This is a genomic window from Kitasatospora sp. NPDC050463 (assembly GCF_040655255.1).
Taxonomy (GTDB): Bacteria; Actinomycetota; Actinomycetes; order Streptomycetales; family Streptomycetaceae; genus Kitasatospora.
Window position 1 is genome coordinate 40200 of sequence record NZ_JBFAJO010000046.1, and the last position, 25028, is coordinate 65227.

The 25028-nt window shown below is 74.0% G+C and carries 22 protein-coding genes; 7 read left to right on the plus strand and 15 right to left on the minus strand.

The annotated features are described in order from the left end of the window. Positions 1-40: 40 nt before the first annotated feature. The 3 genes from AB0J08_RS26475 to rimP all read right to left on the minus strand — a co-directional run bounded on the left by AB0J08_RS26475 (position 41) and on the right by rimP (position 2067). The gene (locus tag AB0J08_RS26475) at positions 41-289 is read right to left on the minus strand and encodes a YlxR family protein (protein ID WP_360639241.1); all 249 of its coding nucleotides are present in this window, start codon (positions 287-289) and stop codon (positions 41-43) included. Between the two features lie 140 nt (positions 290-429). Then, positions 430-1443, minus strand: coding sequence for a transcription termination factor NusA (nusA, locus tag AB0J08_RS26480; RefSeq protein WP_360639244.1), 1014 nt, complete (start codon positions 1441-1443; stop codon positions 430-432). 57 nt (positions 1444-1500) lie between these two features. Then, complete coding sequence (gene rimP, locus AB0J08_RS26485; RefSeq protein ID WP_360639247.1) at positions 1501-2067, minus strand: ribosome maturation factor RimP; 567 nt, start codon at positions 2065-2067, stop codon at positions 1501-1503. Between the two features lie 870 nt (positions 2068-2937). Here rimP and AB0J08_RS26490 point away from each other — a divergent pair. Then, positions 2938-3456: a ferritin-like domain-containing protein gene (locus AB0J08_RS26490; RefSeq protein WP_360639320.1), complete on the plus strand. Its 519-nt coding sequence runs from the start codon at positions 2938-2940 to the stop codon at positions 3454-3456. Positions 3457-3588: 132 nt separating this feature from the next. Beyond that, a complete protein-coding gene (locus tag AB0J08_RS26495; protein ID WP_360639250.1) occupies positions 3589-4506 on the plus strand; it encodes an aminoglycoside phosphotransferase family protein in 918 nt (305 codons plus the stop codon). On the opposite strand, the gene AB0J08_RS26500 is transcribed toward AB0J08_RS26495, so the two are convergent. The 5 genes from AB0J08_RS26500 to dxr form a co-directional block, all read right to left on the minus strand. Then, the gene (locus AB0J08_RS26500) at positions 4479-5054 is read right to left on the minus strand and encodes a GNAT family N-acetyltransferase (protein WP_360639253.1); all 576 of its coding nucleotides are present in this window, start codon (positions 5052-5054) and stop codon (positions 4479-4481) included. The two genes, AB0J08_RS26495 and AB0J08_RS26500, sit on opposite strands and share 28 nt — an antisense overlap. A 54-nt stretch (positions 5055-5108) precedes the next feature. Continuing rightward, positions 5109-5984 (minus strand): GNAT family N-acetyltransferase, encoded by an 876-nt coding sequence (locus AB0J08_RS26505; RefSeq protein WP_360639323.1) that lies wholly within the window; start codon positions 5982-5984, stop codon positions 5109-5111. Positions 5985-6122: 138 nt separating this feature from the next. Beyond that, positions 6123-7283 (minus strand): flavodoxin-dependent (E)-4-hydroxy-3-methylbut-2-enyl-diphosphate synthase, encoded by a 1161-nt coding sequence (ispG, locus tag AB0J08_RS26510; protein ID WP_360639256.1) that lies wholly within the window; start codon positions 7281-7283, stop codon positions 6123-6125. A 140-nt stretch (positions 7284-7423) separates the two neighbouring features. Continuing rightward, complete coding sequence (locus AB0J08_RS26515) at positions 7424-8728, minus strand: site-2 protease family protein (RefSeq protein WP_360639259.1); 1305 nt, start codon at positions 8726-8728, stop codon at positions 7424-7426. Positions 8729-8786: 58 nt separating this feature from the next. Then, positions 8787-10031, minus strand: a complete 1245-nt coding sequence (gene dxr, locus AB0J08_RS26520) for a 1-deoxy-D-xylulose-5-phosphate reductoisomerase (RefSeq protein WP_360639262.1) — start codon at positions 10029-10031, stop codon at positions 8787-8789. Between the two features lie 86 nt (positions 10032-10117). Here dxr and AB0J08_RS26525 point away from each other — a divergent pair, with 86 nt between their 5' ends. After that, positions 10118-10783 carry an NAD(P)H-binding protein gene (locus tag AB0J08_RS26525; RefSeq protein WP_360639265.1) on the plus strand — a complete coding sequence of 222 codons (666 nt, stop codon included), beginning with the start codon at positions 10118-10120 and terminating at the stop codon, positions 10781-10783. Between the two features lie 78 nt (positions 10784-10861). On the opposite strand, the gene AB0J08_RS26530 is transcribed toward AB0J08_RS26525, so the two are convergent. The 3 genes from AB0J08_RS26530 to AB0J08_RS26540 all read right to left on the minus strand — a co-directional run bounded on the left by AB0J08_RS26530 (position 10862) and on the right by AB0J08_RS26540 (position 16268). Next, positions 10862-12304 (minus strand): aldehyde dehydrogenase family protein, encoded by a 1443-nt coding sequence (locus AB0J08_RS26530; RefSeq protein ID WP_360639268.1) that lies wholly within the window; start codon positions 12302-12304, stop codon positions 10862-10864. Positions 12305-12472: 168 nt separating this feature from the next. Then, positions 12473-14041, minus strand: coding sequence for a PucR family transcriptional regulator (locus tag AB0J08_RS26535; protein WP_360639271.1), 1569 nt, complete (start codon positions 14039-14041; stop codon positions 12473-12475). 136 nt (positions 14042-14177) lie between these two features. Then, positions 14178-16268 carry an ATP-binding protein gene (locus AB0J08_RS26540; protein WP_360639275.1) on the minus strand — a complete coding sequence of 697 codons (2091 nt, stop codon included), beginning with the start codon at positions 16266-16268 and terminating at the stop codon, positions 14178-14180. Positions 16269-16508: 240 nt separating this feature from the next. Between AB0J08_RS26540 and gabT the strand changes: the two genes are divergently transcribed. Continuing rightward, complete coding sequence (gabT, locus tag AB0J08_RS26545; protein ID WP_360639278.1) at positions 16509-17864, plus strand: 4-aminobutyrate--2-oxoglutarate transaminase; 1356 nt, start codon at positions 16509-16511, stop codon at positions 17862-17864. Between the two features lie 524 nt (positions 17865-18388). After that, positions 18389-19012 carry a phosphatase PAP2 family protein gene (locus AB0J08_RS26550; protein WP_360639281.1) on the plus strand — a complete coding sequence of 208 codons (624 nt, stop codon included), beginning with the start codon at positions 18389-18391 and terminating at the stop codon, positions 19010-19012. A gap of 76 nt (positions 19013-19088) precedes the next feature. Here the strand turns inward: AB0J08_RS26550 and AB0J08_RS26555 are convergent, their stop codons facing one another. Continuing rightward, the gene (locus AB0J08_RS26555) at positions 19089-19424 is read right to left on the minus strand and encodes a DUF2218 domain-containing protein (RefSeq protein WP_360639284.1); all 336 of its coding nucleotides are present in this window, start codon (positions 19422-19424) and stop codon (positions 19089-19091) included. 177 nt (positions 19425-19601) lie between these two features. Here AB0J08_RS26555 and AB0J08_RS26560 point away from each other — a divergent pair, with 177 nt between their 5' ends. Then, positions 19602-20255, plus strand: a complete 654-nt coding sequence (locus AB0J08_RS26560) for a MarR family transcriptional regulator (protein WP_360639287.1) — start codon at positions 19602-19604, stop codon at positions 20253-20255. On the opposite strand, the gene AB0J08_RS26565 is transcribed toward AB0J08_RS26560, so the two are convergent. After that, complete coding sequence (locus tag AB0J08_RS26565) at positions 20146-21087, minus strand: EamA family transporter (protein WP_360639326.1); 942 nt, start codon at positions 21085-21087, stop codon at positions 20146-20148. The two genes, AB0J08_RS26560 and AB0J08_RS26565, sit on opposite strands and share 110 nt — an antisense overlap. Before the next feature lie 106 nt (positions 21088-21193). On the opposite strand from AB0J08_RS26565, the gene AB0J08_RS26570 reads away from it, so the two are divergent. Then, positions 21194-22171 (plus strand): LysR family transcriptional regulator, encoded by a 978-nt coding sequence (locus AB0J08_RS26570; RefSeq protein ID WP_360639290.1) that lies wholly within the window; start codon positions 21194-21196, stop codon positions 22169-22171. Positions 22172-22183: 12 nt separating this feature from the next. Here the strand turns inward: AB0J08_RS26570 and AB0J08_RS26575 are convergent, their stop codons facing one another. Further along, positions 22184-22975, minus strand: a complete 792-nt coding sequence (locus AB0J08_RS26575; protein ID WP_360639293.1) for a ZIP family metal transporter — start codon at positions 22973-22975, stop codon at positions 22184-22186. A 327-nt stretch (positions 22976-23302) separates the two neighbouring features. Next, positions 23303-25027 (minus strand): restriction endonuclease, encoded by a 1725-nt coding sequence (locus AB0J08_RS26580; protein ID WP_360639296.1) that lies wholly within the window; start codon positions 25025-25027, stop codon positions 23303-23305. Position 25028: the final 1 nt, after the last annotated feature.

The following is a 25028-nucleotide window of genomic DNA, read 5'->3' on the forward strand; positions in this document are numbered from 1 at the left end:
CCGTAACAGGGAGGTGTCCGCCGGAGCTGCCTGAGGAAGCTCAGGGCGCCGGGGTGTCGCCTGCCCGCTCCTCGATGTACTCGCGGAGCCGCTCCGTGTCGAGTGTGCCCTGGAGCCGGAAGGCCCGGGGGAACGCCCGACGGCGGACCGCGAGGTCGAGGCAGGCCGGATCGGGGTGCAGGTGTGCGCCCCGGCCCGGCAGTGCGCCACGGGGGTCGGGGACGCAGACGCCCTCGATCGCCGTGACACGCAACAGCTGGTGCTTGGCCGCGCGCTTGCGGCAGCCCACGCAGGTGCGTTCCGGGCGTGCTCGGACGTGCGTCCGGCCAGACGAAGGCAAGTCTACCCCTCCGAAGGGACATGGCGCCGCCCCGCCGATCCGGGGTGGAACGGCGGGGGGCTGTAGAACGATGGTGCCCTTGCGCGCGACTACTCGCCCGAGGACTCCCGGCCGCCGTCGTCGGGCTGCCCCTCGGTGTCCGGGCGGATGTCGATCCGCCAGCCGGTCAGGCGGGCGGCCAGGCGGGCGTTCTGGCCCTCCTTGCCGATCGCCAGCGACAGCTGGTAGTCCGGCACGATCACCCGTGCGGAGCGCTGCTGCAGGTCCACGATCTCCACGCTGGTCACCCGTGCGGGGGACAGCGCCGCGGCGACCATCTCGCGCGGGTCCTCCGACCAGTCGACGATGTCGATCTTCTCGCCGTGCAGCTCGCCCATCACCGCGCGCACCCGGCTGCCCATCGGGCCGATGCAGGCACCCTTGGCGTTCAGCCCGGAGCGGCGCGACCAGACGGCGATCTTGGTGCGGTGACCGGCCTCGCGGGCGATCGAGGCGATCTCCACGCTGCCGTCGGCGATCTCCGGCACCTCCAGCGCGAAGAGCTTCTTCACCAGGCTGGGGTGGGTGCGCGAGAGCGTCACCGACGCGCCGCGGACACCCCGGCGCACGGCCACCACGTAGCACTTGAGACGGGTGCCGTGCCGGTAGTCCTCGCCCGGGACCTGCTCCTGCGGCGGCAGGATGGCCTCCAGCTTGCCGATGTCGACCAGCACGTTCTTCGGGTCGTTGCCCTGCTGGACGACACCGGTGACGATGTCGCCCTCCTTGCCCGCGTACTCGCCGAAGGTCTGGTCGTCGGCGGCGTCGCGCAGGCGCTGCATCATCACCTGGATGCCGATGCTGGACGCGATCCGGCCGAAGCCGCTCGGGGTGTCGTCGAACTCCTTCGGCTCGACGCCCTCGTCCAGCTCCGCCGGGTCCTCGGTCGCCCAGACCGTGACGTGGCCGGACTTGCGGTCCAGCTCGACCCGGGCGCGGCGGCGCGAGCCCTCGGTGCGGTGGTACGCGGTGAGGAGGGCCGACTCGATGGACTCGACCAGCAGGTCGAAGGGGATGTTCTTCTCGTTGACCAGCGTGCGCAGGGCACTCATGTCGATGTCCACGGCTACGCCTCCTCGTCTTTCGTCACGTTCGTCATGGTGCGGTCGGTGTGCAGGTCGTCACTGCCCACCGTCGTCCCCCTCCTCGGCGCCGTCGTCCGCCGAGTCGTCGTCCACGAAGTCCGGGACCTCGTCGAGGAGCTTGTCGTCCTGGCGGTTGAACTCCACCTGGACGCGCGCCCGGGCCACCTCGGTGTACTCCAGACGGCGCTCCTTGGGCCGGCCGCGGCCCTTCACCGGCTGCACCTCGACCAGCGCGCCGTCCTCGTCCGCCTCCAGCACCCGGGCGACGATCTCCCCGCCGTCGACCAGGTGGACGGCGGCCAGCCGGCCCTCGGCCCGGCGCCAGTGACGGGGCTCGACCAGCGGACGCTCCGCGCCCGGCGAGCCGACCTCCAGCACGTACGCGCCGGCGCCCATCACCTCGGACTCGTCCAGGGCCTCGCCGACGATCCGGCTGAAGTCCGCGATGGCGTCCAGATCCACGCCGCCGTCGGCGTCCACGTCGATCTGCACCTGACGGCGGTTGCCCGCCTGGGTGACCTTGACGTCCTCCAGGTCCAGGCCCGCCTGGGCGGCCAACGGCTCCAGCAACGCACGCAGCCGGTCGATGTGGGTGGTGCTCATCCGGGTGGACTCCTCGGCCGCGTCTGCTGTTGTCAGAGGGCGCACCGCGCCGCCCGGCGCCGATCGGGCGCAGGCCGGGTCGCGGCAGCTCGGCCCAAAGCCTATCCGGTGAAGCGGCCAACCACCGATTCCGGACCACGCCCGCAGGCCCGGGCGCCACCCACTGCGAGCAAGCTCACATCGACGGGGCACCGCCCCGGGCCTGGGAATCCGGACCCGGACACGTGAGGATTCTGTAATCATTCACGCCAACGAGGGCAGACGGGCAGGCCGTCCTCCCGAACACGCCCCGGAGTGACGCCGATGCAGCCGCCCAGCCGACGGACCTTCCTGGCCCTCGGGTTGCTCCTCACCACAAGCGGTGCCCTCACCGCCTGCACCGACTCCCCGACCGGCGACGACGGCGGCGGCCAGGGTGAACGCCGCCGCCCCGACCCGGACGAGCCCGTGCGTCAGCGCGCCGTCAGCGCCACCGACGCGCTGCTGGCCGGCTACGACGCCCTGCTGGCCGGGCCCGGGGCGGGCCAGGCCGGGCAGCTCCAGCCGCTGCGGGCCGAGGTCGTCCAGCACCGGGCGGCGCTGGCCGCCGGGCTCCCGGGCGCCCCGGCCACGCCGTCCGCGCCGGGCTCAGGGGCCGCCCCCGGCTCCCCTGCGGAACCGCCGGCCGCCACCGCGCCGACCTCGACGGTGACCACCGCCACCGCGCTCGCCGCCCTGGAGCGACAGACCGCGCAGACCCGGCTCGCCGACCTCGGCGCCGCCTCGCCGCAGCTGGCCCGGCTGCTCGCCTCGGTCTCCGCGGCCGGGGTGCTGCACGCCGTCGCCCTCGACGACACCACCCCGGCCGCCACCGCGCCCGGCTCCGCGTCGGTGGCGCCGCCCGCCTCGCCGGCCCCGTCCGCGAGCACGGCGGGGCCGGACCCGGAGGCGCTGACAGCGCTCCAGGGCGCGCTGAGCGCCGAGCACGCCGCGATCTACGGCTACGGCGTGGTCGGCGCCCGGCTCCCCGAGGACCAGCAGCGCGCCGACGCACGGACCGCGCTCGCCGCCCACCAGGCCCGGCGGGACTCCTGGCAGCGCCTCCTCGGTGGCGCCGGCGCCACCCCGAGCGCGGCGGCCGCCGGCTACCAGTTGCCGTTCGCCGTCGGTGACGCGGCCGCTGCCACCCGGTTGGCCGCCCACCTCGAAAGCAGACTCACCGCGGTCTACGCCGACCTGGTCGCCGCGACCGCCGGGCCCCCGCGCGCCACCGCCGCCGACGCGCTGCGCGAGTGCGCGCTGCGCGCCCGCCGCTGGGGCGCCCCGCCCACCGCCTTCCCCGGCCTGCCCGACCCCGCCACCACACCCCCCGCCGCCACCGGCGCCGCCACCGCCACGCCCACCGGCTGACCTCCCGGCACCGCCGCGACCTGCGGTCATGCCGCCGCCACCGCTCCCCCCAATCGCTGACCTGCGGTTTCACCGCCATGACCGACAATGGACGGGTAGCACCACGGGGGAAGCAGCAACCGGAAGGCCAGCATGTCGGCAGCACCAGGGCAGATCACCGTCCCCGAGTGGCTGGCGCGAAGCGTCGGCACGGACGAGGAGGGGCGGCGCTGGCTGGCGGAGTTGCCCGACCGGGTCGAGGCGCTGCTGACGCGCTGGGACCTCACCCTGGAACGGGTGGCCGACCCCGGCGGCAGTCTGAGCCTGGTCGCCTACGTGCACCGCGACGACCTCAGCCCCGCCGTCCTCAAGACCGGGCTGGTCACCCCGGAGACCGATCGCGAGCACGCCGCCCTCGCCCGGTGGGCCGGCCGCGGCGCCGTCCTGCTGCTGGACTCCGACCCCGCCGAGGGATCGCTGCTGCTGGAGCGGTTGCACGGCGAGATCCCGCTGCGCTCGCTGGCCGAGCCGAAGGCGATGCTGGAGGCCACCAGCCTGCTCCACCGGCTCTGGGTGGAGCCACCCGGGGACCACCGCTTCGCCACCCTCGCCGACCGCGCCGCCGCGATCGCCGCCGACCTGCGCCGCCGCGCCGCGCTGCCCGGCGCCGGCGAGGCCGCCGCGCTGGTGACCGAGGCGCAGGAGAGCGCCGAGGGGCTGCTCGCCTCCACCGACGAGGCGATCCTGCTGCACGGCGACTTCCACCACGGCAATGTGCTCGCCGCCGACCGCGCGCCCTGGCTGGCGATCGACCCCCGGCCGCTGGTCGGCGAGCGGGCCTACGACGTGGCCCGGCTGGCCCTGGACCGGGCGGACACCCTGGTCGGCTCCCCGGGTGTCCCCGCCGCCGTCCGCCGTCGGCTGCACCAGCTCGCGGACGCCCTGGAGGTGGACCGGGAGCGGCTGCGCGGCTGGACGCTGTTCCGCGCGGCCGACCTCGGCCTGCGCGCCCTGGCAGCGGGCCGCCGGGCGGACGCCGAGCTCTACCTGGAGTTCGCCGGCGCGCTCTGAGCCGGGTCCGGCCCCCGCAGCGGCAGCTCCGCGCCCATCACCGCGTACAGGCGCTCGGTGTTGGGGAAGTGCACCGCGCGCGCGAGGTCCCGGTAGCCGAGCGAGCGGTAGAGCCGGCGGGCGGGCGTCTCGGCGTCGATCGCGGAGAGGATGGTGCGCGGCAGCCCGGACCGCGCGCAGAGGCTCCTGATCAGCGTGGAGCCGATGCCCTGCCCCTGGAAGTCGGGCAGCACGTGCAGCTCGGTGATCGCGAACACGTCGTCCAGCCACTCGCCGTGGCCGCGGGTCTCCAGGTAGGGCTGGATCACGCTGCTCCACCAGTGCTCCCGGCGGTTGGGCATGCCGTAACCGAAGCCGACCAGCCGCCCTCCGCTGAGCGCGCCCAGCGCGATCACCCCCGGCTGCTGCGCGTGCCGCCCGACGATGTGCAGCCGGACCATGACCTCCTCGGGGGTCAGCCCGAACGCCACCGCCTGGACATCGAGCGCCTGCGGAGCCCATGCCGCAAGGTCGATGGCCTCGATCGTCACCCCGGTCAGCTGATCCATGCCCCGGACGTTACTACCCGTCCGGCCCCCGCGCGGGAGTGGGCGGCAAGGAGATCAGAACAGCACGCTCATGAACGCCCCCACCTCGCGGAAGCCGACCCGGCGGTAGGCGGCGCGGGCCCGCAGGTTGTAGTCGTTCACGTAGAGCGAGACCACCGGGGCGACCTCCCGCAGGGCGATGTCCAGGACGGCGGCCATGCCCGTCTCGGAGAGGCCACGACCGCGATGGGCCGGGTCGACCCAGACGCCCTGGATCTGGCAGGCACCCTCGGTGACGGCACCGATCTCGGCCTTGAACACCACCTGGCCGTCCTCCGCGAAGCGCGCGAACGAGCGCCCGGTGGAGATCAGTTCGGCGACCCGGGCCTGGTAGAGCAGCCCGCCGTCACCGGCCAGCGGGGAGACCCCGACCTCCTCGGTGAACATCGCCACGCAGGCCGGCATCAGCGCCTCGATCTCGCCGCGCCGCACCCGCCGCACCAGCGGATCGGGCGCGACCTCGGCGGACGGCGCGGCGGTGGCGAGCAGCGGCTGGTGGGCGCGGACCTCCCGGGCCGGGCCCCAGCTGCGCTCCAGCAGCGCCCAGAGGGCGGCGGTGGCCCCGGCCGGGCCGACGATCGAGGAGCACCGGCGGCCCTGGCGGCGGGCCCGTTCGGCGAACGCCTGCACGGCCTGCGGACCGGCGTCGACCAGGACCAGGTTCGCGCCCGCGTAGCAGAGCGCGTCCAGCTCGCCGCGCTCGTCGTACCAGCCCCACATCTCGCCGCCGAGGCGCCAGGGGTCCAGCCCGACGGCCTCCACCCGGGTCGCGACGAAGGCGTTGGCGACCGGATCGCGGCGGAGCACCGCCAGGGTGTCCGCGAGGTCGGTGGCCTCCAGGACGCGCGTGGTCGCCAGGGCGCGGGCGGCCTGGAACGAGCTGGGGAGCATCACACCTCGATCGAGCATCGAGACAGCACCTCACTGAGACGACTCTGGCCGCACCCTACTCCGTGGCCCCACCCGGCTACGGCCGCGGGGCCGTCCGCGCACGGACGGCCCCGCTTCCGGAAAACTACTGCCCGCCGGTCACTCCGCGGCGGTCACGGTCGGGGCACCGGACTCGACGCCCTCGGCCTGCATCTGCTCGGCCAGCTTGAGGGCCTCCTCGATCAGGGTCTCGACGATCTTCGACTCGGGGACGGTCTTGATGACCTCGCCCTTGACGAAGATCTGGCCCTTGCCGTTGCCGGAGGCGACCCCGAGGTCGGCCTCGCGGGCCTCGCCGGGACCGTTGACGACGCAGCCCATGACGGCGACCCGCAGCGGCACCTCCATGCCCTCCAGGCCGGCGGTGACCTCCTCGGCGAGCTTGTAGACGTCGACCTGGGCGCGGCCGCAGGACGGGCAGGAGACGATCTCCAGACCACGCTGGCGCAGGCCGAGCGACTCCAGGATCTGGTTGCCGACCTTGATCTCCTCGGCCGGCGGGGCCGACAGCGAGACCCGGATGGTGTCGCCGATGCCCTCGGCGAGCAGCGCACCGAAGGCGACCGCGGACTTGATGGTGCCCTGGAAGGCCGGTCCGGCCTCGGTGACGCCGAGGTGCAGCGGATAGTCGCAGGCGGCGGCGAGCTGGCGGTAGGCGTTGATCATCACGACCGGGTCGTTGTGCTTGACCGAGATCTTGATGTCGCGGAAGTCGTGCTCCTCGAAGAGCGAGCACTCCCAGAGCGCGGACTCGACCAGCGCCTCGGGGGTGGCCCGGCCGTACTTCTCCAGCAGGCGCTTGTCGAGCGAGCCGGCGTTGACACCGATCCGGATCGGGACGCCGGCGCCCTTGGCCGCCTTGGCGATCTCGCCGACCTTGTCGTCGAAGGCCTTGATGTTGCCCGGGTTGACGCGGACCGCGGCGCAGCCGGCGTCGATCGCGGCGAACACGTACTTCGGCTGGAAGTGGATGTCCGCGATGACCGGGATCTTCGACTTCCTGGCGATGATCGGCAGGGCGTCGGCGTCGTCCTGGGACGGAACGGCGACCCGCACGATCTGGCAGCCCGAGGCCGTGAGCTCGGCGATCTGCTGCAGCGTGGCGTTGATGTCCGACGTCAGCGTGGTGGTCATCGACTGCACGGAGACGGGGGCGTCGCCGCCGACCGGCACGTTGCCGACCATGATCTGCCGGGAGACACGGCGCTTGGCCAGCGGCTTGAGCGGCAGGGACGGAATACCGAGCGAGATCGCGGTCATGTGCGCAGGGTTCCCCGGGGTTGAGGTGTGGTCGGTCCGGCCGTTCGAAGGCCTGGGCCGGGCGCGCCGATGAAACGCGCGCCCGGCCACCAACGGTACGGCACGGTGGTGGGCCCGGGCACACCAGCCGTACCGGGCGACTAGCTGATCTTGACCGGGTTGACCAGGTCGGCGACCAGAACCAGCAGGGTGAATCCGATGAAGACGCTGGCCACGACGTAGGCCAACGGCATGAGCCGGGCGACGTCGAACGGTCCCGGATCGGGCCGCTTGAACAGCTGTGCGAAGCGGCGGCGGACCGACTCCCAGAGGGCGCCGGCGATGTGACCGCCGTCCAGCGGGAGCAACGGCAGCATGTTGAACAGGAAGAGCGACAGGTTGATGCCGGCCAGCAGGTTCACGAAGTACGCGATCCGCTGGGTCCCCGGGATGTCGAGCGAGAAGACCTCGCCGCTGACCCGGGCGGCGCCGACCATGCCGATCGGCGAGTCGACGTCGCGGGGGGCGCCGTCCACCACCGAGTTCCACAGGCCCGGGACCTTGCCCGGCAGGGCCACCAGCGACTTCACACCGCTCTCGGCCATGTCGTACATCCGGTCGAGGGATTGCCCGACACCGAGCCGGACGACGCCGCTGGTCGGGGTGAAGCCGAGGAACCCGGCCTGCACCGTCTCGCCCTTGACCGGCATGCCGTTGCCGTCGTACTTCTGGACGTCGTTGACGGCGATGGTCGGGTGGAGGGTGAGCTGCTGCCCGTCGCGCTCGACCACGATCGGCACGGTCTTCCCGGCCGACCGGCGGATGTCCGCCTGGAGCTGGTCGTAGCCGCCGATCCGGTCGCCGTCGAAGGAGACCACCTTGTCGCCCGGCTTCAGCTGGGCCTGGGCCGCCGGCGTCTGCGGCGCGTCGGCCGGGCAGCTGTCGGTCGGCTGGCCGGCCTTGACGATGCACTGGGCGACGGTGCCGATGGTCGGCACCGTCATCGAGACGCCGAAGCCCATCATCACGGTCAGGAAGAGCCCGAACGCCAGGACCAGGTTCATGAACGGGCCGGCGAACATGACGATGACGCGCTTCCACGGCTTGCGGGTGTAGAAGAGCCGGCTCTCGTCACCCTCCTGGAGCTCCTCGTAGGAGGCCTCCCGGGCGTCCTCGATCATGGTCCGCCAGGGCGAGCTGCTGCGCTTGGTGATCCGCCCGTCCGCACCGGGCGGGAACATCCCGATCATGCGGATGTACCCGCCCAGCGGGATCGCCTTGATGCCGTACTCGGTCTCGCCCTTCTTGCGGGACCAGACGGTCGGGCCGAAGCCGACCATGTACTGCGGCACCCTGATGCCGAACAGCTTGGCCGTGGAGAGGTGGCCGAGCTCGTGCCAGGCGATCGAGATCAGCAGCCCGACCGCGAAGACCAGGATGCCGACCACCGTCAAAACCGTTGCCACCGCTGGCCCTCCGTCATTGCGCTCCGCTCGTCGTCTTGTCGTACCGCGGCCGGAGCCGTCAGCCCGCCGCCAGCTCGCGGGCCCGGGCCCGGGCCCAGTCCTCCGCGTGCAGGACGTCCTCGACGGTCAGAGAAGTTCCCGCCGCGGCCCGCCCGCTGTCGTACTGTCCGTGCTCGGCCACGACCTTGGCAACAGTGTCCACGATTCCCGTGAAGGCGAGGCGGCCCTTCAGGAAGGCCTCCACGCACTCCTCGTTCGCCGCGTTGAACACCGCCGGGACCGTCCCGCCCAGCGATCCCACCTCACGGGCCAGCTCCACCGCCGGGAAGGCCTCGTTGTCCAGCGGGAAGAACTCCCAGGTCGCGGCCTTCGTCCAGTCGCAGGCGGGAGCCGCGTCCGGGACCCGGTCCGGCCAGCCCAGGCCCAGCGCGATCGGCATCCGCATGTCCGGCGGGCTGGCCTGCGCCAGCGTGGAACCGTCCGTGAACTCCACCATCGAGTGCACCACCGACTGCGGATGGACCACCACCTCGATCCGGTCGAAGGGTACGTCGTACAGCAGGTGCGCCTCGATCACCTCCAGGCCCTTGTTGACCAGGGTGGCCGAGTTGATCGTCACCACCGGTCCCATCGCCCAGGTCGGGTGGGCCAGCGCGTCCTGCGTCGTCACCCCGGCGAGCTGCTCGCGCGTACGGCTGCGGAACGGGCCGCCGCTCGCGGTGACCACCAGCTTGCGGACCTCGGCACGGGTGCCGCCGGCCAGCGCCTGGAACAACGCGGCGTGCTCCGAGTCCACCGGCACGATCTGCCCGGGCTTCGCCACCGCCTTCACCAGCGGACCGCCGACGATCAGCGACTCCTTGTTCGCCAGCACCAGCACCCGCCCCGCCCGCAACGCCGCCAGCGTCGGGCGCAGACCGATCGACCCGGTGATGCCGTTCAGCACCGAATGGCAATCCACGGCGGCCAGCTCGGTGGCCGCGTCGGGGCCCACCAGCACGGCGGGCAGCGGACGGCCCGCGGCCTTCGCGGCCAGCGCCTCGCGCAGCGCGGGCTCGGCCGCCGGGTCGGCCACCGCCACGGTGTGCACGCCCAGCTCCAGGGCCTGCTCGGCCAGCAGGTCCACCCGGCCGCCGGCCGCCGACAGGGCGACCACACGGAACCGGTCCGGATTGCGGCGCACCACGTCGATGGCCTGGGTGCCGATCGAACCGGTCGAGCCGAGGATCACCAACTCCCGGGGGGCGGAAGGGTCCTTCACCACGGGGGTGAAGCGCAGCTGCGGGTGGGCTAGCGAAGTCATGTGCCCATTGTGGCCTGCCCGCCGGGCTCCGCAGGACGCCCCTCCTCCGCAGGACGCCACCGGGCGACCCGGCTACCGTCGGAGCCATGCGTACCGTCATCGCCGGAGGCCACGGACAGATCGCGCTCAAGCTGGAACGGCTGCTCGCCGAACGCGGCGACCGCCCCGCCGGCCTCATCCGCCGCCCCGAACAGGCCGAGGACCTGGTGGCCGCCGGAGCCGAGCCGCTGCTGCTCGACCTGGAGAGTGCCACCGCCCCCGAACTCGCCCGGCTGCTCACCGGCGCCGACGCGGTGGTCTTCGCCGCCGGCGCCGGCGCGGGCAGCGGCGCCGCCCGCAAGAACACCGTCGATCGCGACGCCGCCGTGCTGCTCGCCGACGCCGCCGAAATCGCCGGCGTACGCCGTTACCTGCTCATCTCCTCGATGGGCGCCGACGCCCACGCGGTCCACCCCGCCGACCCGGTGTTCGAGACCTACCTGCGGGCCAAGGGCGCCGCCGACGACGCCGTCCGCGCCCGCACCACGCTCGACTGGACGGTGCTGCGCCCCGGCCGGCTCACCGACGGCCCCGGCACCGGGCTGGTCCGGCTCGCGCCCTCGGTCGAACGCGGCGCGGTGGACCGGACCGACGTGGCGGCCGTCCTGGCCGAGCTGCTGCACGAACCGGGCACCGCCGGGCAGACGCTGGAGCTGGTCGCCGGCAACGCCACCGTCCCGGAGGCCGTCGCGGCCGCGGCCGGCCACGTCTGAGCCCGTACCCTCCCGAGGAGACGCCGAGGGCCCGGCACCGCCGCAGTGCGGTGGTACCGGGCCCTCGGACCGCCGGGATCAGAGGTCGAGGCCAGTGAGGACCAGGACCTTCTCCACGGTGTAGTCGTCCATCGCGTACTTGACGCCCTCGCGGCCGACGCCGGAGTCCTTGACGCCGCCGTACGGCATCTGGTCGGCGCGGTAGGACGGCGCGTCGCCGATGATCACACCGCCGACCTCCAGCTCCCGGTGGGCGCGGAAGGCGGTCTGCAGGTCACGGGTGAAGACGCCGGCCTGCAGGCCGAAGGCGGAGTCGTTGACGGCGGCGAAGGCCTCGTCGGTGCCGTCCACCCGGTGCAGCGACAGCACCGGGCCGAACACCTCGGCCTTGGCCAGGATCGCGTCGGCGGGCAGCTCGGCGAGCACGGTCGGGGCGAAGGTCGCACCCTCGCGGGTACCGCCGGTGAGCACCTTGGCGCCCTTGGCGACGGCGTCGTCCACCCAGGACTCCACCCGCTTCGCGGCGTTCTCGTCGACCAGCGGGCCGACATCGGTGGCGTCGTCGTTCGGGTCACCGGTGACCTGCGCCTCGACCTTGGCCACGACCTTCTCCACCAGCGCGTCGTAGACCGACGCGTCGGCGATCACCCGCTGCACCGAGATGCAGGACTGGCCGCCCTGGTAGTTGGCGAACATCGCGATCCGGGTGGCGGCCCAGTCGAGGTCGGCCTCGGAGGACCAGTCGGCGAGCACCACGGCCGCGGCGTTGCCGCCGAGCTCCAGGGTGGTGTGCTTGCGCGGCACCGAGTCCATGATCTGGTAGCCGACCTTGTCCGAACCGGTGAAGGAGATCACCGGCAGGCGCGGGTCCTGGACCAGGGCGGGCATCCGGTCGTTCGGCACCGGCAGGACGCTCCAGGAGCCGACCGGCAGGTCCGTCTCGGCCAGGATCTCGCCCAGCACCATCGCGGAGAGCGGGGTGGCCGGAGCCGGCTTGAGGATGATCGGGGCACCGACCGCGATCGCCGGGGCGACCTTGTGGGCGACCAGGTTCAGCGGGAAGTTGAACGGGGCGATGCCCAGCACCACGCCGCGCGGGAACTTGCGCACCACCGCGAAGCGGCCCACGCCGCCCGGGTCGGTGTCCAGCCGCATGGTTTCGCCGTTGGTGCGGCGGGCCTCCTCGGCGGCCCAGCGGAAGACGGAGACGGCACGGCCGACCTCGCCGCGCGCCCACTTGATCGGCTTGCCGTTCTCGGCGGTGATCAGCCGGGCGATCTCCTCGGTGCGCTCGGCCAGACGCTTGGCCACGTGGTCCAGCGCGGCGGCACGCACGTGCGCGGCGGTCGCGGCGAACACCGGCAGCGCGGCCACGGCGGCGTCCAGCGCCTCCTCGACCTGGGCCTCGGTGGGAACGCTGACCTTGCCGACCAGGCGGCCGTCCCAGCTGTTGTGCACCTCGAAGTCGGCGTCGCCGCTCGCCCGGCGGCCGGCCAGCCAGAAATCGTACGTGGTGGTCACCGTGGTACCGGCCCTCTCCTCGTCGTCCTCACGGCCCCACGGACGTGGAACCAGAACCGAGGGTAGGGGCGGCGGCGCGCCGACCGGGTTGGCCACGAAGTAGCGTTCGCCACCGCGCCCACTCCATCCCGTCCAGCGGCAGGGTGTCGACCGCTCCGGCGCTCCCGGCTACTCCTCGCCGGAGCGCAGGGCCAGCCAGAGCTCCATGCGGACGTCGGTGTCGTCCAGCGAGCGGCCGAGCAGCTCCTCGACCCGCCGCATCCGGTAGCGCAGCGTGTGCCGGTGCACGCCCAGATCGGCGGCGGCCGCGTCCCACTGGCCGTGTCTGGAGAGCCAGGCGCGCAACGACGCCACCAGGTCGCCGCGGGCGGTGCGGTCGTGGTCCCGCAGCGGGCGGAGCAGCCCCTCCGCGAACGCCGTCACGGCGTCCTCGCCCAACAGCGGCAGCAGCGAACCGGCGCCCACCTCCTCGTGGTCCACCGATCGCCGGCCGCCGCGCAGCGCCACCGCGAGCGCCCGCTCGGCCTGCGCGTTCGCGGTGCCCGCCTCCTCCAGCGCGGCCGGCGCCGAGACCCCCAGCGACAGGCCCTCGTGCTCCTCCACCGCCCCCAGGCAGGCCCGGTGCACCGAACCGTTGTCCAGCGCCAGCACCATCAGGCGAGGCCCGTGCGCACCGCCCTCCTCCCGCGCCACCAGCAGCTTCTCCCCCACCCGGGCACCCGCCTGCTCGGCCCGGTCGCCCAGCTCGCCCAGCGCCTCCGCGGCATCGACCCCCTGGCCGGCACCGGCCACCATGACCCGGACCGTCCCCTCCGGCAGACCGCCGAAGAGCCCGGCCGCCACCTGCCGCGCGGTCGCCACCTCGCCCGCCAGCACCATCCGCAGCAACGCCGCGCCCATCCGCTCCTCGGCCTGGCGCAGCTCGCGCGAGCGCTCCAGGGTGAGGGTCAGCAGCGCCACCGCCGCGTTCAGCACGTACCGCTCGGTCGGGGTGATCCGGTCCTCGGTCCCGACCGCGAGGAAGCCACGGGCCCTACGGTCCGCCCCCAGCGACTGGACCACCACGTAGTCCTCGTCCGCGGTGTCTATCCCCGGCGACCGCCCCTGCAGCGCGGCGCTCGACGGCGCCGGGCGCCGACGCAGCCGGTCCACCTCGGCCGCGAGCCGGCCGGCCCGGCGCGCCGCCCAGTCCGGGGCCACCACCGAGAGCGCACCCGAACCGTCGTACAGCGCCGCCCAGCCGCCCAGCCGGGCCGCCAGCCGGCGCACCACGGCCGTGGTTCCGTCCTTGCCGAGCGCCGCCCGGGTCAGCTCCTCCTGCGCCTCGAAGCTGGTGGTGACCGCCTCGTACTGCTCGGCCGCCAGGGCCGCCGAAACGACCTTGCTGATCGCGATGAACGGCGTCGGCTCCGGCACCCGCAGCAGCGGAAGACCGCGCTGGGCGGCCGCCTCCACCAGCGGCTGCGGCACCTCGGTGTGCGAGAGGCCGACGCCGAGGCCCAGCCCCACCACGCCCGCGTCGGCCAGTCGGTGCACATACGCCTGCAACCGGGCGGCGGTGCGGCCCAGCTTGATTCCGGTGGTGAGCAGCAGCTCACCACCTTCGAGGAACGGCGTCGGGTCGTCCAGCTCACTGGTGTGCACCCAGCGGACCGGCCGCTCCAGGTGGTCCGCACCGGCGAGGACCGTCAGATGGAGCGAGGTGTTGCGGACGACGGAGGCGAGTGTGGGAGGCATGGCACCTTCGGGGGACGACCTGACCGCGCCGTTGCGGCCGGGCGAGGAGAGGGCTGGGGAATCTGGTGGGGGTCTCTCCTCTCATTATGGACGCTCCGGACAACCGGCACCGCCGAATCCACCTCGGAGGCGAGCTTCAGCCCCGCAGGTCCACCAGCAACGGCGGCACCTGCTCGCCCGAAACCGCCGTCAGCGAGACCACCGCGTGCCCCGCCGGCAACGCGTGCGCCAGATCCGACGGCGACCAGCGCAACCGCTCCACGTCCCGGGTCGTGACCGACTCGGTCTGCGCCGTCGTCCCCGACAACGCCTTGCGGCCCAACCGCCCGGCCCGGCGGACCAGACCGCCCGACGTGTCCGGCGCATGCGTCACCGCCGTCTCCCGGACCAGGTGCGTGCCCCACGCCTCGGAGAACAACCGCCCGTCCCACGGCGCGATCCCCGGGAACACCATCCGGCAGCCGACCGCCCCGAACAGCGGCGCCCGCAGTGCCTCCGGCAGGTCGACCAGGGTCCGCAGCAGCAGGACGGCGCCGGCGTTGGCCGCCCGCAGCCGCTGCAACCCGCGGACGATGTGCGCGTCCAGCGCCGCCGAGGCGTCGTCGACCACCAGCCCGGCGAAGAGCGAGCGGTCCTCCCGGGCCGCCGCAGCCTGCACGAACTGGCCCACCACCAGCCGCGACAGCATTCGCGCCGCCTCCGGGTGGCTGCGCTCGGGCAACTTCACCCGGACCCGCAGCGGGTGGTCCAGCACCCGCATCGCGAACGGCGGGCGTCCGGTGCCGTCGGTCGCGAACGCCCCCTCGAAGGCCGGCCGGTCCAACAGGGCCAGCCGGTCCGCCAGCAGCGCCCCCGGGTCGTCCGCCCGGCCGCGCTGGCGCTCCCGCTGCTCCAGGTCCCGCTCGTACGCCCCCAGCCGGCCCGCGGCCCGGAGCGCCTTCACCAGAGCCTCCAGCGCCTCCGGCTCACCACCGAGCAGCGCCCGCAGCTCACGCACCGCCGGATAGCGGCCGAACCCGGCACGGAACGGGCCGACCACCTGCTGCAACGCCGTCCGGGCGGTCTCCGCGCGGGCCGTAAGCTCGTCCGGCAACAGTGCCTCGGCCAGCCGGGCGGCCGCCTCGTCCGGATCCTGCACCGCGCCGTAGAGGTCCAGCCCGTACACCGAACCCTGGTCCCCGGGCGCGATCACCACGTCGTACCAGGCGTCCGGCCCGAGCTCCGCGTCCGCCGCACCGATCACCACCGCGCACGCGGTGCCGGCCAACGCCTGGAGGCAGAGCCCCTCGGCCACCGGCCGGGCCAGCCGCGCCGTCTTCCCGGTGCCCGCCGGACCGACCGCCAGCAGCGAGGTGCCCAGCAGCGACGGGTCCAACGCGAAACCGGCCGCCCGGTGCGTCAGCGGATTCTTCGGCACGTCCTGCGCGGTGCCCAGCCGCACCTGGCTCAGCAGCAGATCGTGCCGCTCGTCCCGCCCCGCCAGCTCGCGCGCCTCGGACGGGTGCGCGAACGCCGCCGCGCCCCGGGCGACCACCTGCTCGACGAAGGCCGGCACGAACACCGGGTCGGCCTGGGCCGACTCCCACGCCCGCTGGATCCGCACGTAGTCGACGTCCCCGGTGGGCTCACCGTCCAGCCGGCCCGCCGCCACGGCCGCCCCGCCGAGCCGCAGCGCCGCCCACGGGTCACGCGTCCGCTCGGCCTGCGCCGCCGCACCCTCCTCGGCGGGCTCCTCCCTGGTCACGGTGCGCGCCATCAGCGGCGCCACGTACCGCCGCCACACCTCGGGCCAGCGGCCCATCCGGCCGAAGATCTTGATCACGACGGCGAGGACGAGGACGTTGACGATCAGCAGGGTGAACATCGCCTCGGACTGCGAGGGTTCGGCCAACGGGCCGATGCCGGTCTGACCTCCGAACCAGACGAGCACGTACGTCATCAACTGTGTGCCGTAGAGGTAGGCGAACCACCCCACCACCGCGTTCAGGCCCGCCCGCAGGAGGAGGGGCCAGGTCGGGACCTTGGCGTCCTCCGCCCGGTCGGGGTCGACCTGAGCGTAGCCCTGCCGGTAGATGCCCGGGGCGGCCTCGGGGCGGGGGGCGGCGACCCAGGCGGGCAGGTCGAAGGGCGGGGGTGCCGCGGGGCGCCGGGGACGTTGGTGCGGCATGGGTGTCGCAGGTGCGGCGGTGGTCCGCTCGCCGTGGCCCTGTGCCCCGTCCAGTCCCATGTACGGCCCCGCTCCCTCGCCCGCCCGGCCCGACCGTCGTCGGTCCCGCCATACCCATGCCGCCGCACCGGCGACACGCCCGCGCTCAATGTAGTGGAGCGGGGGCTGCCGGTAGTCGCACTACCTGCGCTGGCCGCCTCGGACAAGTCGGACGGCCCAGTGCTACCGAGTGGCGCATGCCCGGCCGGGGAAGGCCGCCGTAGCCTGCGAAGCACCGAGCCGAGAAGTCTGGAGAAACCCATGAGCGCCGCAACGCCGCTCCCGCAGGAGCGCCGCCTGGTCACCGCGATCCCCGGTCCGAAGTCGCAGGAGCTGCAGGCCCGCAAGCTGGGTGCGGTGGCGGCCGGCGTCGGCACCACCCTGCCGGTGTACGTGTCCCGTGCCAACGGCGGCGTGCTGGAGGACGTGGACGGCAACTCGCTGATCGACTTCGGCTCCGGCATCGCCGTGACCAACGTCGGCAACAGCGCCGAGGCCGTGGTGGCCAAGGCGACCGAGCAGCTGGCCGCCTTCACCCACACCTGCTTCATGGTCACCCCGTACGAGGGTTACGTGGCCGTGGCCGAGCAGCTGAACGAGCTGACCCCGGGCGACCACGACAAGCGGACCGCGCTGTTCAACTCGGGCGCCGAGGCGGTCGAGAACGCGGTGAAGATCGCCCGCGCCTACACCAAGCGCACCGCCGTCGTGGTGTTCGACCACGGCTACCACGGCCGCACCAACCTCACCATGGGGCTGACGGCGAAGAACATGCCGTACAAGCAGGGCTTCGGCCCGTTCGCCCCGGAGATCCACCGGGTGCCGGTGGCCTACCCGTACCGCTGGCTGACCGGTGCGGAGAACTGCGCCGCCGAGGCCGCCGCCCAGGCGATCGACATCATCAACAAGCAGATCGGCGCCGAGAACGTCGCCGCGATCATCATCGAGCCGATCCAGGGCGAGGGCGGCTTCATCGAGCCGGCCAAGGGCTTCCTGCCGGCGATCGTGGAGTACGCCAAGGCCAACGGCATCGTCTTCGTGGCCGACGAGATCCAGACCGGTTTCTGCCGTACCGGCCAGTGGTTCGCCTGTGACGACGAGGGCATCGTCCCGGACCTGATCACCACCGCGAAGGGCATCGCCGGCGGTCTGCCGCTGGCCGCGGTGACCGGTCGCGCCGAGATCATGGACGCCGCGCACGCCGGCGGCCTGGGCGGCACCTACGGCGGCAACCCGGTGGCTTGCGCCGCCGCGCTGGGCGCCATCGAGACCATGAAGGAGCAGGACCTCAACGGCAAGGCGCAGCGGATCGGCGAGATCATGCTGGGTCGCCTGAGCGCCCTGCAGGAGAAGTTCGCGGACAGCGACTCGGTGCGGATCGGCGAGGTCCGCGGCCGCGGCGCCATGATCGCCGTGGAGCTGGTGAAGCCGGGCGGCAAGGAGCCGAACGCGGAGGCCACCGCGGCCATCGCCAAGGCGTGCCACGCCGAGGGCCTGGTGGTCCTGACCGCCGGCACCTACGGCAACGTGCTGCGCTTCCTGCCGCCGCTGGTCATGCCGGAGCACCTGCTGAACGAGGGCCTGGACATCCTGGAGAACGCCTTCGCCACCGTCTGAGCCTGCGGCACCTGGCCGGGCCGCACGCCCGTGACCGGGTGGTTCCGACCCGGCGGAGGGATTCCGGACAGCGCTGAATGGCCCGGGGGACTCCTGGTCCCCGCGGGCCGTTCGGTCTGTTCGGGTGGTTCGTCCTGATGTGCGCGGCCGGACCCGGCACCGCCCGCCGGGCGGTGAAGATGCTGTGCCGAATCGCCGAAGCTCCTCGGTGCGGCTGGGCCGTTGACGTAGTGTCATGACAGATGGACAGCGAGCCCCAGCCATTGGCGGATCCGTCCGCGGCACCGCCCCCACCGGCGGGACCGCAGGGCGCCCGCGAGGACAACCAGGCCGCCCCGGAAGGGGCAGCGCACACCGAAGGCCGATCGACCGACCGCCCGACCCATACCCCCCGGGGCGCGCGGAACGGCGATCATCAGAGCCGCCCCGGAGCTCTCCCCCCTGCTCCGGGGCGGCCACTTCGCGTTCCGGACCGGCTGGCGGGCCTGGCCGGTCCGGCGGCCGTACCGGTGACGGTGGCGGTGGTGGTGGCCACCGTGCTGGTGCTGATCTCCTGGCAGGTGGCCGTCGACGGACCGCTGCTCGGCCTGGACCGCTGGGCCCGGCACGCCGTCCGGGAAACCCGGCACGAGCTGCACAGCGCCTTGCTCAACCATCTCGGCAAGGCCCTGTCGGACCTCGGCAGTTCCGTCCCGGCGATCCCGGTGCTGCTGGCCGCCGGGGGGCTGGCGGCCTGGCGGTCCCGCCGGGCCGGGATGCCGCGCCCGTGGCTGCCGGCGGTGGTGGCGGTGCTGACGGCCGGGCTGATCCCGCTGCTGGTTGTCCCGGCGAAGGCCTGGTTCGCCCGGCCGGGGCCGTTCGGGGTACCCCTGACGCCGGACCAGTGGGGCTGGTACCCGTCCGGCCACACGGCGACCGCGACCCTCTCCTACGGGGTGGCCGCGCTGCTGCTGGCCCGCACCGTCGGCACCCGCGCCCGGCGCCGGCTGCACACGGCCGCCGTCCTGCTCGCGGCCGGTGTCGGCCTCGGTCTGGTGTGGAGCGACTACCACTGGCTGCTGGACGTGGTGGCCAGTTGGTGCCTCGGCGGATTGGTGCTCCTGACGCTCGCCCGCCTCCCGGTGCACCCGATGGACCGCGGCTCCTAGGCATCGTGCGGTCGGTGGCGTCGTGCGGCCATGGCGTCGTGCGGGCGATCCGGCGGGCGGGCGACGCCGGGCTGGGTCAGCCCTCGGCGGGCTCGTCGTTGCGGTGGACGAGGCCGGGTTCGCCGCTGTCCCGCTGCCAGGCGACGACCAGTTCGTCGCGGGCGCCGAAGCGGACCAGGTGGCGGCCGACCACGTCCTCCAGGCCCGGCAGGTTCTCGGCGTCGCCCTCGACGGCGAGCAGCAGGGCGTCGGGCGTGGCCTCCAGCGTGGCGATGCCCCGGCCGAAGGTCAGGGTGCCGCGGCCGGTCTCCTCCGACCAGTGGGTCTCGATCTTGCGCCCCATGTGGGCGGCGAGCTGCTTGGCGTAGCGGGCGGACCGGTCGGTCGTGACGCGGGCTTCGGAACGGGACACGGGACCTCCAGGGAACGGGAGGGAACTTAGGGTGCCCTCACTCAAGACCAAGTTAACCCAGATAGTGAGCCAGGCTCAACAACTTTTCGGGGCCACACCCGGCGGCCGATCATTGCCCTGCTCCCGCCTCCGGGCCGGCCGATACCCTTGGTCGGACACCTGCCGAGGAGAGCCCCCATGACCACCACGCCGACCGACGACGCGGCGAGCTCCTCCACCGGCCCCGACAGCACCCGGGACGGCACCGTCCACGACGGCACCCACCCCTCGGAAAGCAGCCAGGACGGCACCGCTTCGGACAGCTCGACCCCCGATGTCGGCACCACCCAGGACGACAGCGCCGCCCAGGACACCGCCGCCGAGCTCGCCGACGCGATGACCAGGGCGATCAAGCGGATCCGGCGCCGCACCGGCGAGCGGCTGGAGCCCTACGGCATCACTCCCGGCCAGGGCCGCGCCCTGCGCACCCTCGCGCACGCGCCCGGCTGTGAGCTGCCGAACGGGGCGATGCGCCTGGGCGACCTGGCGGAGCGACTGCACATCGCCCCCCGCTCGGCCACCACCGTGGTGGACGCGCTGGAGGAGGCGGGCCTGGTCGAGCGCACCCCGGACCCGGCCGACCGGCGCGCCGTACGGATCGTGCTGACCTCGGCCGGCCGGTCGGCGGTGGAGCGGATCGGGCAGGTCCGCCACGAGGTGGCGCAGGAGTACTTCGGTCCGATCAACCCGGCCGACCAGGACGTCCTGCTGCGAGCGCTGCGCTCCGCCGAGACCGCGTACGCGGCCACCACGCCACCGCGCCGGACGGCGCCCCCGGGCGCAGCGCGGTGACCCCGATCCCGGCGATCACCAGCAGCGCCGCACAACCGGCCGCCGGGGCGACCCGCTCACCGAGCAGCAGCCAGGCGGAGGACATCCCGAACACCGGCACCAGCAGGGAGTAGGGCGCGACCGCGGTGGCGTCGTAGGTGCGCAGCAGGAAGCTCCAGGCGACGAAGCCGAACAGGGTGGAGACCAGTCCGACGTACCCGATCGCGCCCAGGCCGGCCGGGGTGAGTTCGCGCAGCGCCCGCAGGTCGGCGGCCGGGCCCTCGACCAGCAGCGACAGCCCGAGCAGCGGCAGCGGTGGGACGGCGCTGACCCAGACCATCCAGCGCAGTGCGTCCGGCGGGGCGGCCCTGCGGGTCAGCACGTTGGACAGCCCCCAGGCGACGGCGGCGAGGACGACCAGGGCGAAGGCTCCGACCGGGCCGTCGAGGCCGCGGTCGACGGCACTCAGTCCGATGCCGGCGAGGGCGATCCCGAGGCCGATCAGGCGCTGCGGGCCGGGCCGCTCGCGCAGCAGGACCGCGGCGAACAGCGCGGTGAAGACCGCCTGACCCTGCAGGACCAGCGAGGAGAGCCCGGCCGGCATCCCGGCGTGCATGCCGAGGAAGAGCAGTCCGAACTTGACCACCCCGAGCACCAGACCGACCGCGAGGACCCACCGCCACGCGACGCGCGGCGGGCCGACGAAGAAGACCGCCGGGACGGCGACCACCGCGAAGCGCAGGGCGCAGAAGAGCAGCGGCGGGAAGTTCTCCAGGCCGACGTGGATCAGGACGAAGTTGAGACCCCAGACGGCGGCGACCAGGACGGCCAGGGCGATGTGACGCGGCCTCATACTGCCGCCGGATGCGGCCGGTGTTGCGGTCATGGATCGAGGATGGCCGCCGTGCACCGTTTAGCACCAGCGATGATTTCTGAAGTGCGGGCTTTAGCATTGCTGCATGATGGATCTGGGGCGCTTGCGGGCGCTGCACGCCGTGGCCGTGCACGGTTCGGTCGGCGGGGCCGCCGCCTCGCTCGGGTTCACCCCGTCGGCGGTCTCGCAGCAGATCGCCAAGCTGGAGCGCGAGACCCGGACGGTGCTGCTGGAGCGTCAGGGCCGGGGCGTGGTGCTGACCGACGCCGCACGAGAGCTGGCCGTCACCGCGCAGGCGGTGCTGGGGCTGGTGGAGCGGGCCGAGGTGCGGTTGGAGGAGCAGCGCGGCCGGGCGGTCGGACGGCTTCTGGTGGCCGCCTTCGCCACCGGTGCGCGCGGGCTGATGCCGGGCGCCCTCGCCGACCTGCGCGAGCGCTGCCCCGACCTGGACGTCCGGCTGCTGGAGAGCGACCCGTACCCGGCGGCCGAACTGGTGGCGCGGGGCGAGGTGGACCTGGCGCTGGTCCAGGACTGGCCGACGGTGCCGCTGCCGGTGCAGGACGGCCTGGCCCGGCTGGACTTCGGTCCGGATCCGGTGGATCTGCTGCTGCCCGCCGCACACCCGTTGGCCGGGTCGGCCGTGGTCCCGGTGGGGCGGCTCCGCGGGCAGCGCTGGATCAGCGTGCCGCCGGGCAACATCTGCCACGACTGGCTGGTCCGCACGCTGCGCGAGGCCGGTGAGGAGCCCGACGTGCACTATCAGGTCGGCGAGTTCGAGACGCAGATCGCGCTGATCGCGGCGGGGCTGGGGATCGGCCTGGTGCCGCGGCTCGGCCGGGGGGCACTGCCACCGGAGGTGGTCGCCCGACCGGTCGTGCCGGAGCCCGCCCGGCGGGTTTTCGCGCTCTGGCGCGCCCAGGCCTCCCGGCGGCCGGCGATCACTGAGGCGCTGGCCGCGATGCAGGCCGGATGGGCGGCGCTCGGCGGACACGGCAGGCCGAGTGGGCAGAGCGGGCACGGCAGGCAGAGCGGGCTCAGCGAGCGCACCGGACTCGCCGGATGAGCGGCGGCCCGTTCACCCGGCGAACCCGATCACCAGCCACATGAAGCCCACCCCGAGGATGGTGCAGAGCAGGGTGGCCCGCGAGGGGTGCGGGCTGTGCGCCTCGGGGAGGATGTCGGAGGTCGCCAGGTAGAGCAGGAACCCGGCGAAGAACCCGAGGTAGAGGCCGAGCAACTGCTCGGGGATGGTGAACAGCAGGGTGATCGCGGCGCCGGTCACCGGTGCCAGGGCATCGGCCGCCAGCAGGGTCAACGCCCGCCGGCGGTCGTTCCCGTACAGCCGGGTGATCGTGTACGTGTTGAAGCCGTCGGCGAAGTCGTGTGCCACGACGGCGACGGCGACCACCGTCCCGACCGTGGTGCCGGCCTGGAAGGCCGCGCCGATCGCGAAGCCGTCCATCACGCTGTGGCCGACCAGGGCCAGTGCCGCGGTCAGGCCGATCCCCGCCGCCGGTCGCCCGTCGGCCGCCGACGGTTGGGTGTGCGCATGGGTGTGGGCGTGCTGGTGGCCGTGGGTGTGCGCCGCGTACTCGCCCTCGTGGCCGCGGTGGATGGCGACCGCCCGCTCGACGACGTGGATCGCCAGGAACCCGGCCGCGAACATCAGCAGCGCCTGCGGCACGCCGTGGATCTCCCCGGGGGCCTGGTGCAGCGCCTCCGGCAGCAGGTCGAAGGCCACCACCCCGAGCATCAGCCCGGCGGCGAAGCCGAGCACCAGATGGCGGCGGTCGCCGGTGCGCTGGGCGACGTAACCGCCGATCAGCGTCATCAGGAACGCTCCGGCGGCGACCAGGATCGCGGTCACCGCACCTCCCCCGTACCGGACACCGTGCCCATCACTCCTGTCTCCCCCCGCGCCCGGGCGGGTCCTGCGTCCCTGGGGCTGGCCGGCCGACCGGCCCCGGACGGCCGCCGGCAGGCTCCGCCGTCCGGCCTGGCCCGGTCCCCCCGCGTCCCCAGCCTCGCTCGGTGTCCGGGGGCCCGCCCGCCGGGCGGGCCGTGAGGGTGAGCCGTGAGGGTGAGCCGGACCGGGCCGGGCACGGTCTGCGTGCTCGGCCCGCCTCACGGCGCTGCGGGCGACTCCGGTCACGGCACTGCGGGTGGCTCCGCTCGCGCCCCGGCCGGTCGCCGCTCAGTGCCCGGAGGCCAGCGGCAGCCCGAGGTGGGTGCGGGCGAGCTCGCGCACGCCGTCGCCGTCGACCAGATGGATGTGCTGATGGCCGTCCCCGCCGGAAAGGTCGAGCGCCTCGTCGGTGAACCGGCCGGTGGTCAGCCGCAGACCGCGCTCGGCGGACTCCTCGCGGACGGCCTCCGCCAGCGTCCTGATCTCCTCCTCGCCCACCGGCCCGGCGCCGCGGGAAGCCCAGACCACCCAGCGCCCGGGCAGCGCACTCCCCGCCGCCCCTTCCGCGGTGGCGACCAGGCCGGCCGGGCCTCGCAGTCGCACGCTCCACTGTTCCAGCCCACCGCGGGTGAGCAGCTCGCGGACCAGCTGGGCGAACTCGTTGGCCGAGAGGTCCGGCGCGGACGGCACGGTCGCGCCCGCCAGGGCGGCCGGTTCGACGCCCGCCCTGGCGTAGGGGTCGGGGGTCACCGCTGCACCGAGCTGGCGCAGCCGGACCAGCGCCTCGTCCTGTTCGGCGTCCGCGTAGACGCCCTCACCGTCGTGCTCCTCGTAGGGAGCGGCCGCCGGCAGCAACCTGGTCCGGGCGAGGGCGTCGCGGTCGGCGTCCACGCTCACCAGGCAGAGCGGCTCCGCCCCGTCGGGCTCGCGGAGCCAGCCGTTCAGCACGACGCCGGCCAGTATCTCGTCGGTGTCGACGGCATCGGCGGCCTGCAGCGCGCGCAGCGCCAGCCGGGCGACCAGCCGCAGGTAGTCGGTGGCCCGGTCGGCGGGCGGGCGCGGCACCGGGAGGATCTCGCCGTCCGGGGCGAGCCGGTAGCCGGCCAGCGAGGGCACCAGCTCGGTGGCCGGCAGGTCAAGGTCGAGCACGGCGGTGCGGGTGAGCGGGCGGAAGACTGCTCGGCAGGGCGCGGGCAGGTCCTGGGTGGCCGTCTCCGCGGCGGCCAGCGCCCGCTCCAGCAGGGACTCGACGGCGGCCGGCTCGGCCAGCCGGTACGCCCGCCGACACTCCTCCAGGGTCTCGTTGTACTCGCGGACCGCGCGGGCCCTGGCCTGCTCGGCCTCCTCGTGGACCCGCCGCGACTCGTCCTCGGCCGGGCGGCCGGCCTCGGCCTGCCTGGTGCGCCACTCCCGAAGGGCCCGCTGATGGGTGAGGCGCGCCTGGGCCAGCTCGCGTTGGAAGCCGGAGTTCAGCAGTCGCCGGGTCGGCGGCTCGTCCGGCGCGGCGCCGGCCGGCTCGGCGGGCGCGTAGTCCGCCCAGCGCGGTTCGGCGCCGGCGGCGTCGCCACCGCCCGGGCCGCCGGCCGGGTAGGGCCTGGGCTCGTAGTGCCGGAGCTGGCTCTCGAAGTCCATGGCCGAGACGGGCAGCGCGGCCCGCCGCAGTAGGTCGGCCAGCCGGTCGTGCTCGGCCCGGACCGTGACCGTGCGGTGGTGGGTCAGCGCGGCGGCTCGGGCGTGCGCGGCGACCGCCTCGTCCGCACCGTCCTCACCGCTCGGGCTGCCTTGAGCCCCATCACCTCCCTGACCGCCTTCACCTTCCTGTCCTGCCGGGCCGCCGGCCGCCGGACTCGCCTGGTCCGACGAACCGGGTGGCCTGTCGGACCCGGACGGTCCATCAGGTTCGGACGATCCGTCCGGTCCCGTGACGCCGAGGTCGCGGAAGACCGAGGCCAGGAAGCCGGGTTGGGGGGCCATGACAGTGCCCTCGGGCTGGCCGTCTGCTGAGTACTGCATC

What these genes read in the sequence shown, in the direction of transcription:
- AB0J08_RS26500 (WP_360639253.1), bottom strand. Translation starts at nt 5,054, where the DNA reads ATGGATCAGCTGACCGGGGTGACGATCGAGGCCATCGACCTTGCGGCA.
- AB0J08_RS26565 (WP_360639326.1), bottom strand. Translation starts at nt 21,087, where the DNA reads ATGAGGCCGCGTCACATCGCCCTGGCCGTCCTGGTCGCCGCCGTCTGG.
- AB0J08_RS26540 (WP_360639275.1), bottom strand. Translation starts at nt 16,268, where the DNA reads ATGGGACTGGACGGGGCACAGGGCCACGGCGAGCGGACCACCGCCGCA.
- AB0J08_RS26570 (WP_360639290.1), top strand. Translation starts at nt 21,194, where the DNA reads ATGATGGATCTGGGGCGCTTGCGGGCGCTGCACGCCGTGGCCGTGCAC.
- AB0J08_RS26505 (WP_360639323.1), bottom strand. Translation starts at nt 5,984, where the DNA reads ATGCTCCCCAGCTCGTTCCAGGCCGCCCGCGCCCTGGCGACCACGCGC.
- dxr (WP_360639262.1), bottom strand. Translation starts at nt 10,031, where the DNA reads ATGACTTCGCTAGCCCACCCGCAGCTGCGCTTCACCCCCGTGGTGAAG.
- AB0J08_RS26525 (WP_360639265.1), top strand. Translation starts at nt 10,118, where the DNA reads ATGCGTACCGTCATCGCCGGAGGCCACGGACAGATCGCGCTCAAGCTG.
- AB0J08_RS26535 (WP_360639271.1), bottom strand. Translation starts at nt 14,041, where the DNA reads ATGCCTCCCACACTCGCCTCCGTCGTCCGCAACACCTCGCTCCATCTG.
- ispG (WP_360639256.1), bottom strand. Translation starts at nt 7,283, where the DNA reads ATGACCGCGATCTCGCTCGGTATTCCGTCCCTGCCGCTCAAGCCGCTG.
- AB0J08_RS26580 (WP_360639296.1), bottom strand. Translation starts at nt 25,027, where the DNA reads ATGCAGTACTCAGCAGACGGCCAGCCCGAGGGCACTGTCATGGCCCCC.
- rimP (WP_360639247.1), bottom strand. Translation starts at nt 2,067, where the DNA reads ATGAGCACCACCCACATCGACCGGCTGCGTGCGTTGCTGGAGCCGTTG.
- AB0J08_RS26495 (WP_360639250.1), top strand. Translation starts at nt 3,589, where the DNA reads ATGTCGGCAGCACCAGGGCAGATCACCGTCCCCGAGTGGCTGGCGCGA.
- AB0J08_RS26560 (WP_360639287.1), top strand. Translation starts at nt 19,602, where the DNA reads ATGACCACCACGCCGACCGACGACGCGGCGAGCTCCTCCACCGGCCCC.
- gabT (WP_360639278.1), top strand. Translation starts at nt 16,509, where the DNA reads ATGAGCGCCGCAACGCCGCTCCCGCAGGAGCGCCGCCTGGTCACCGCG.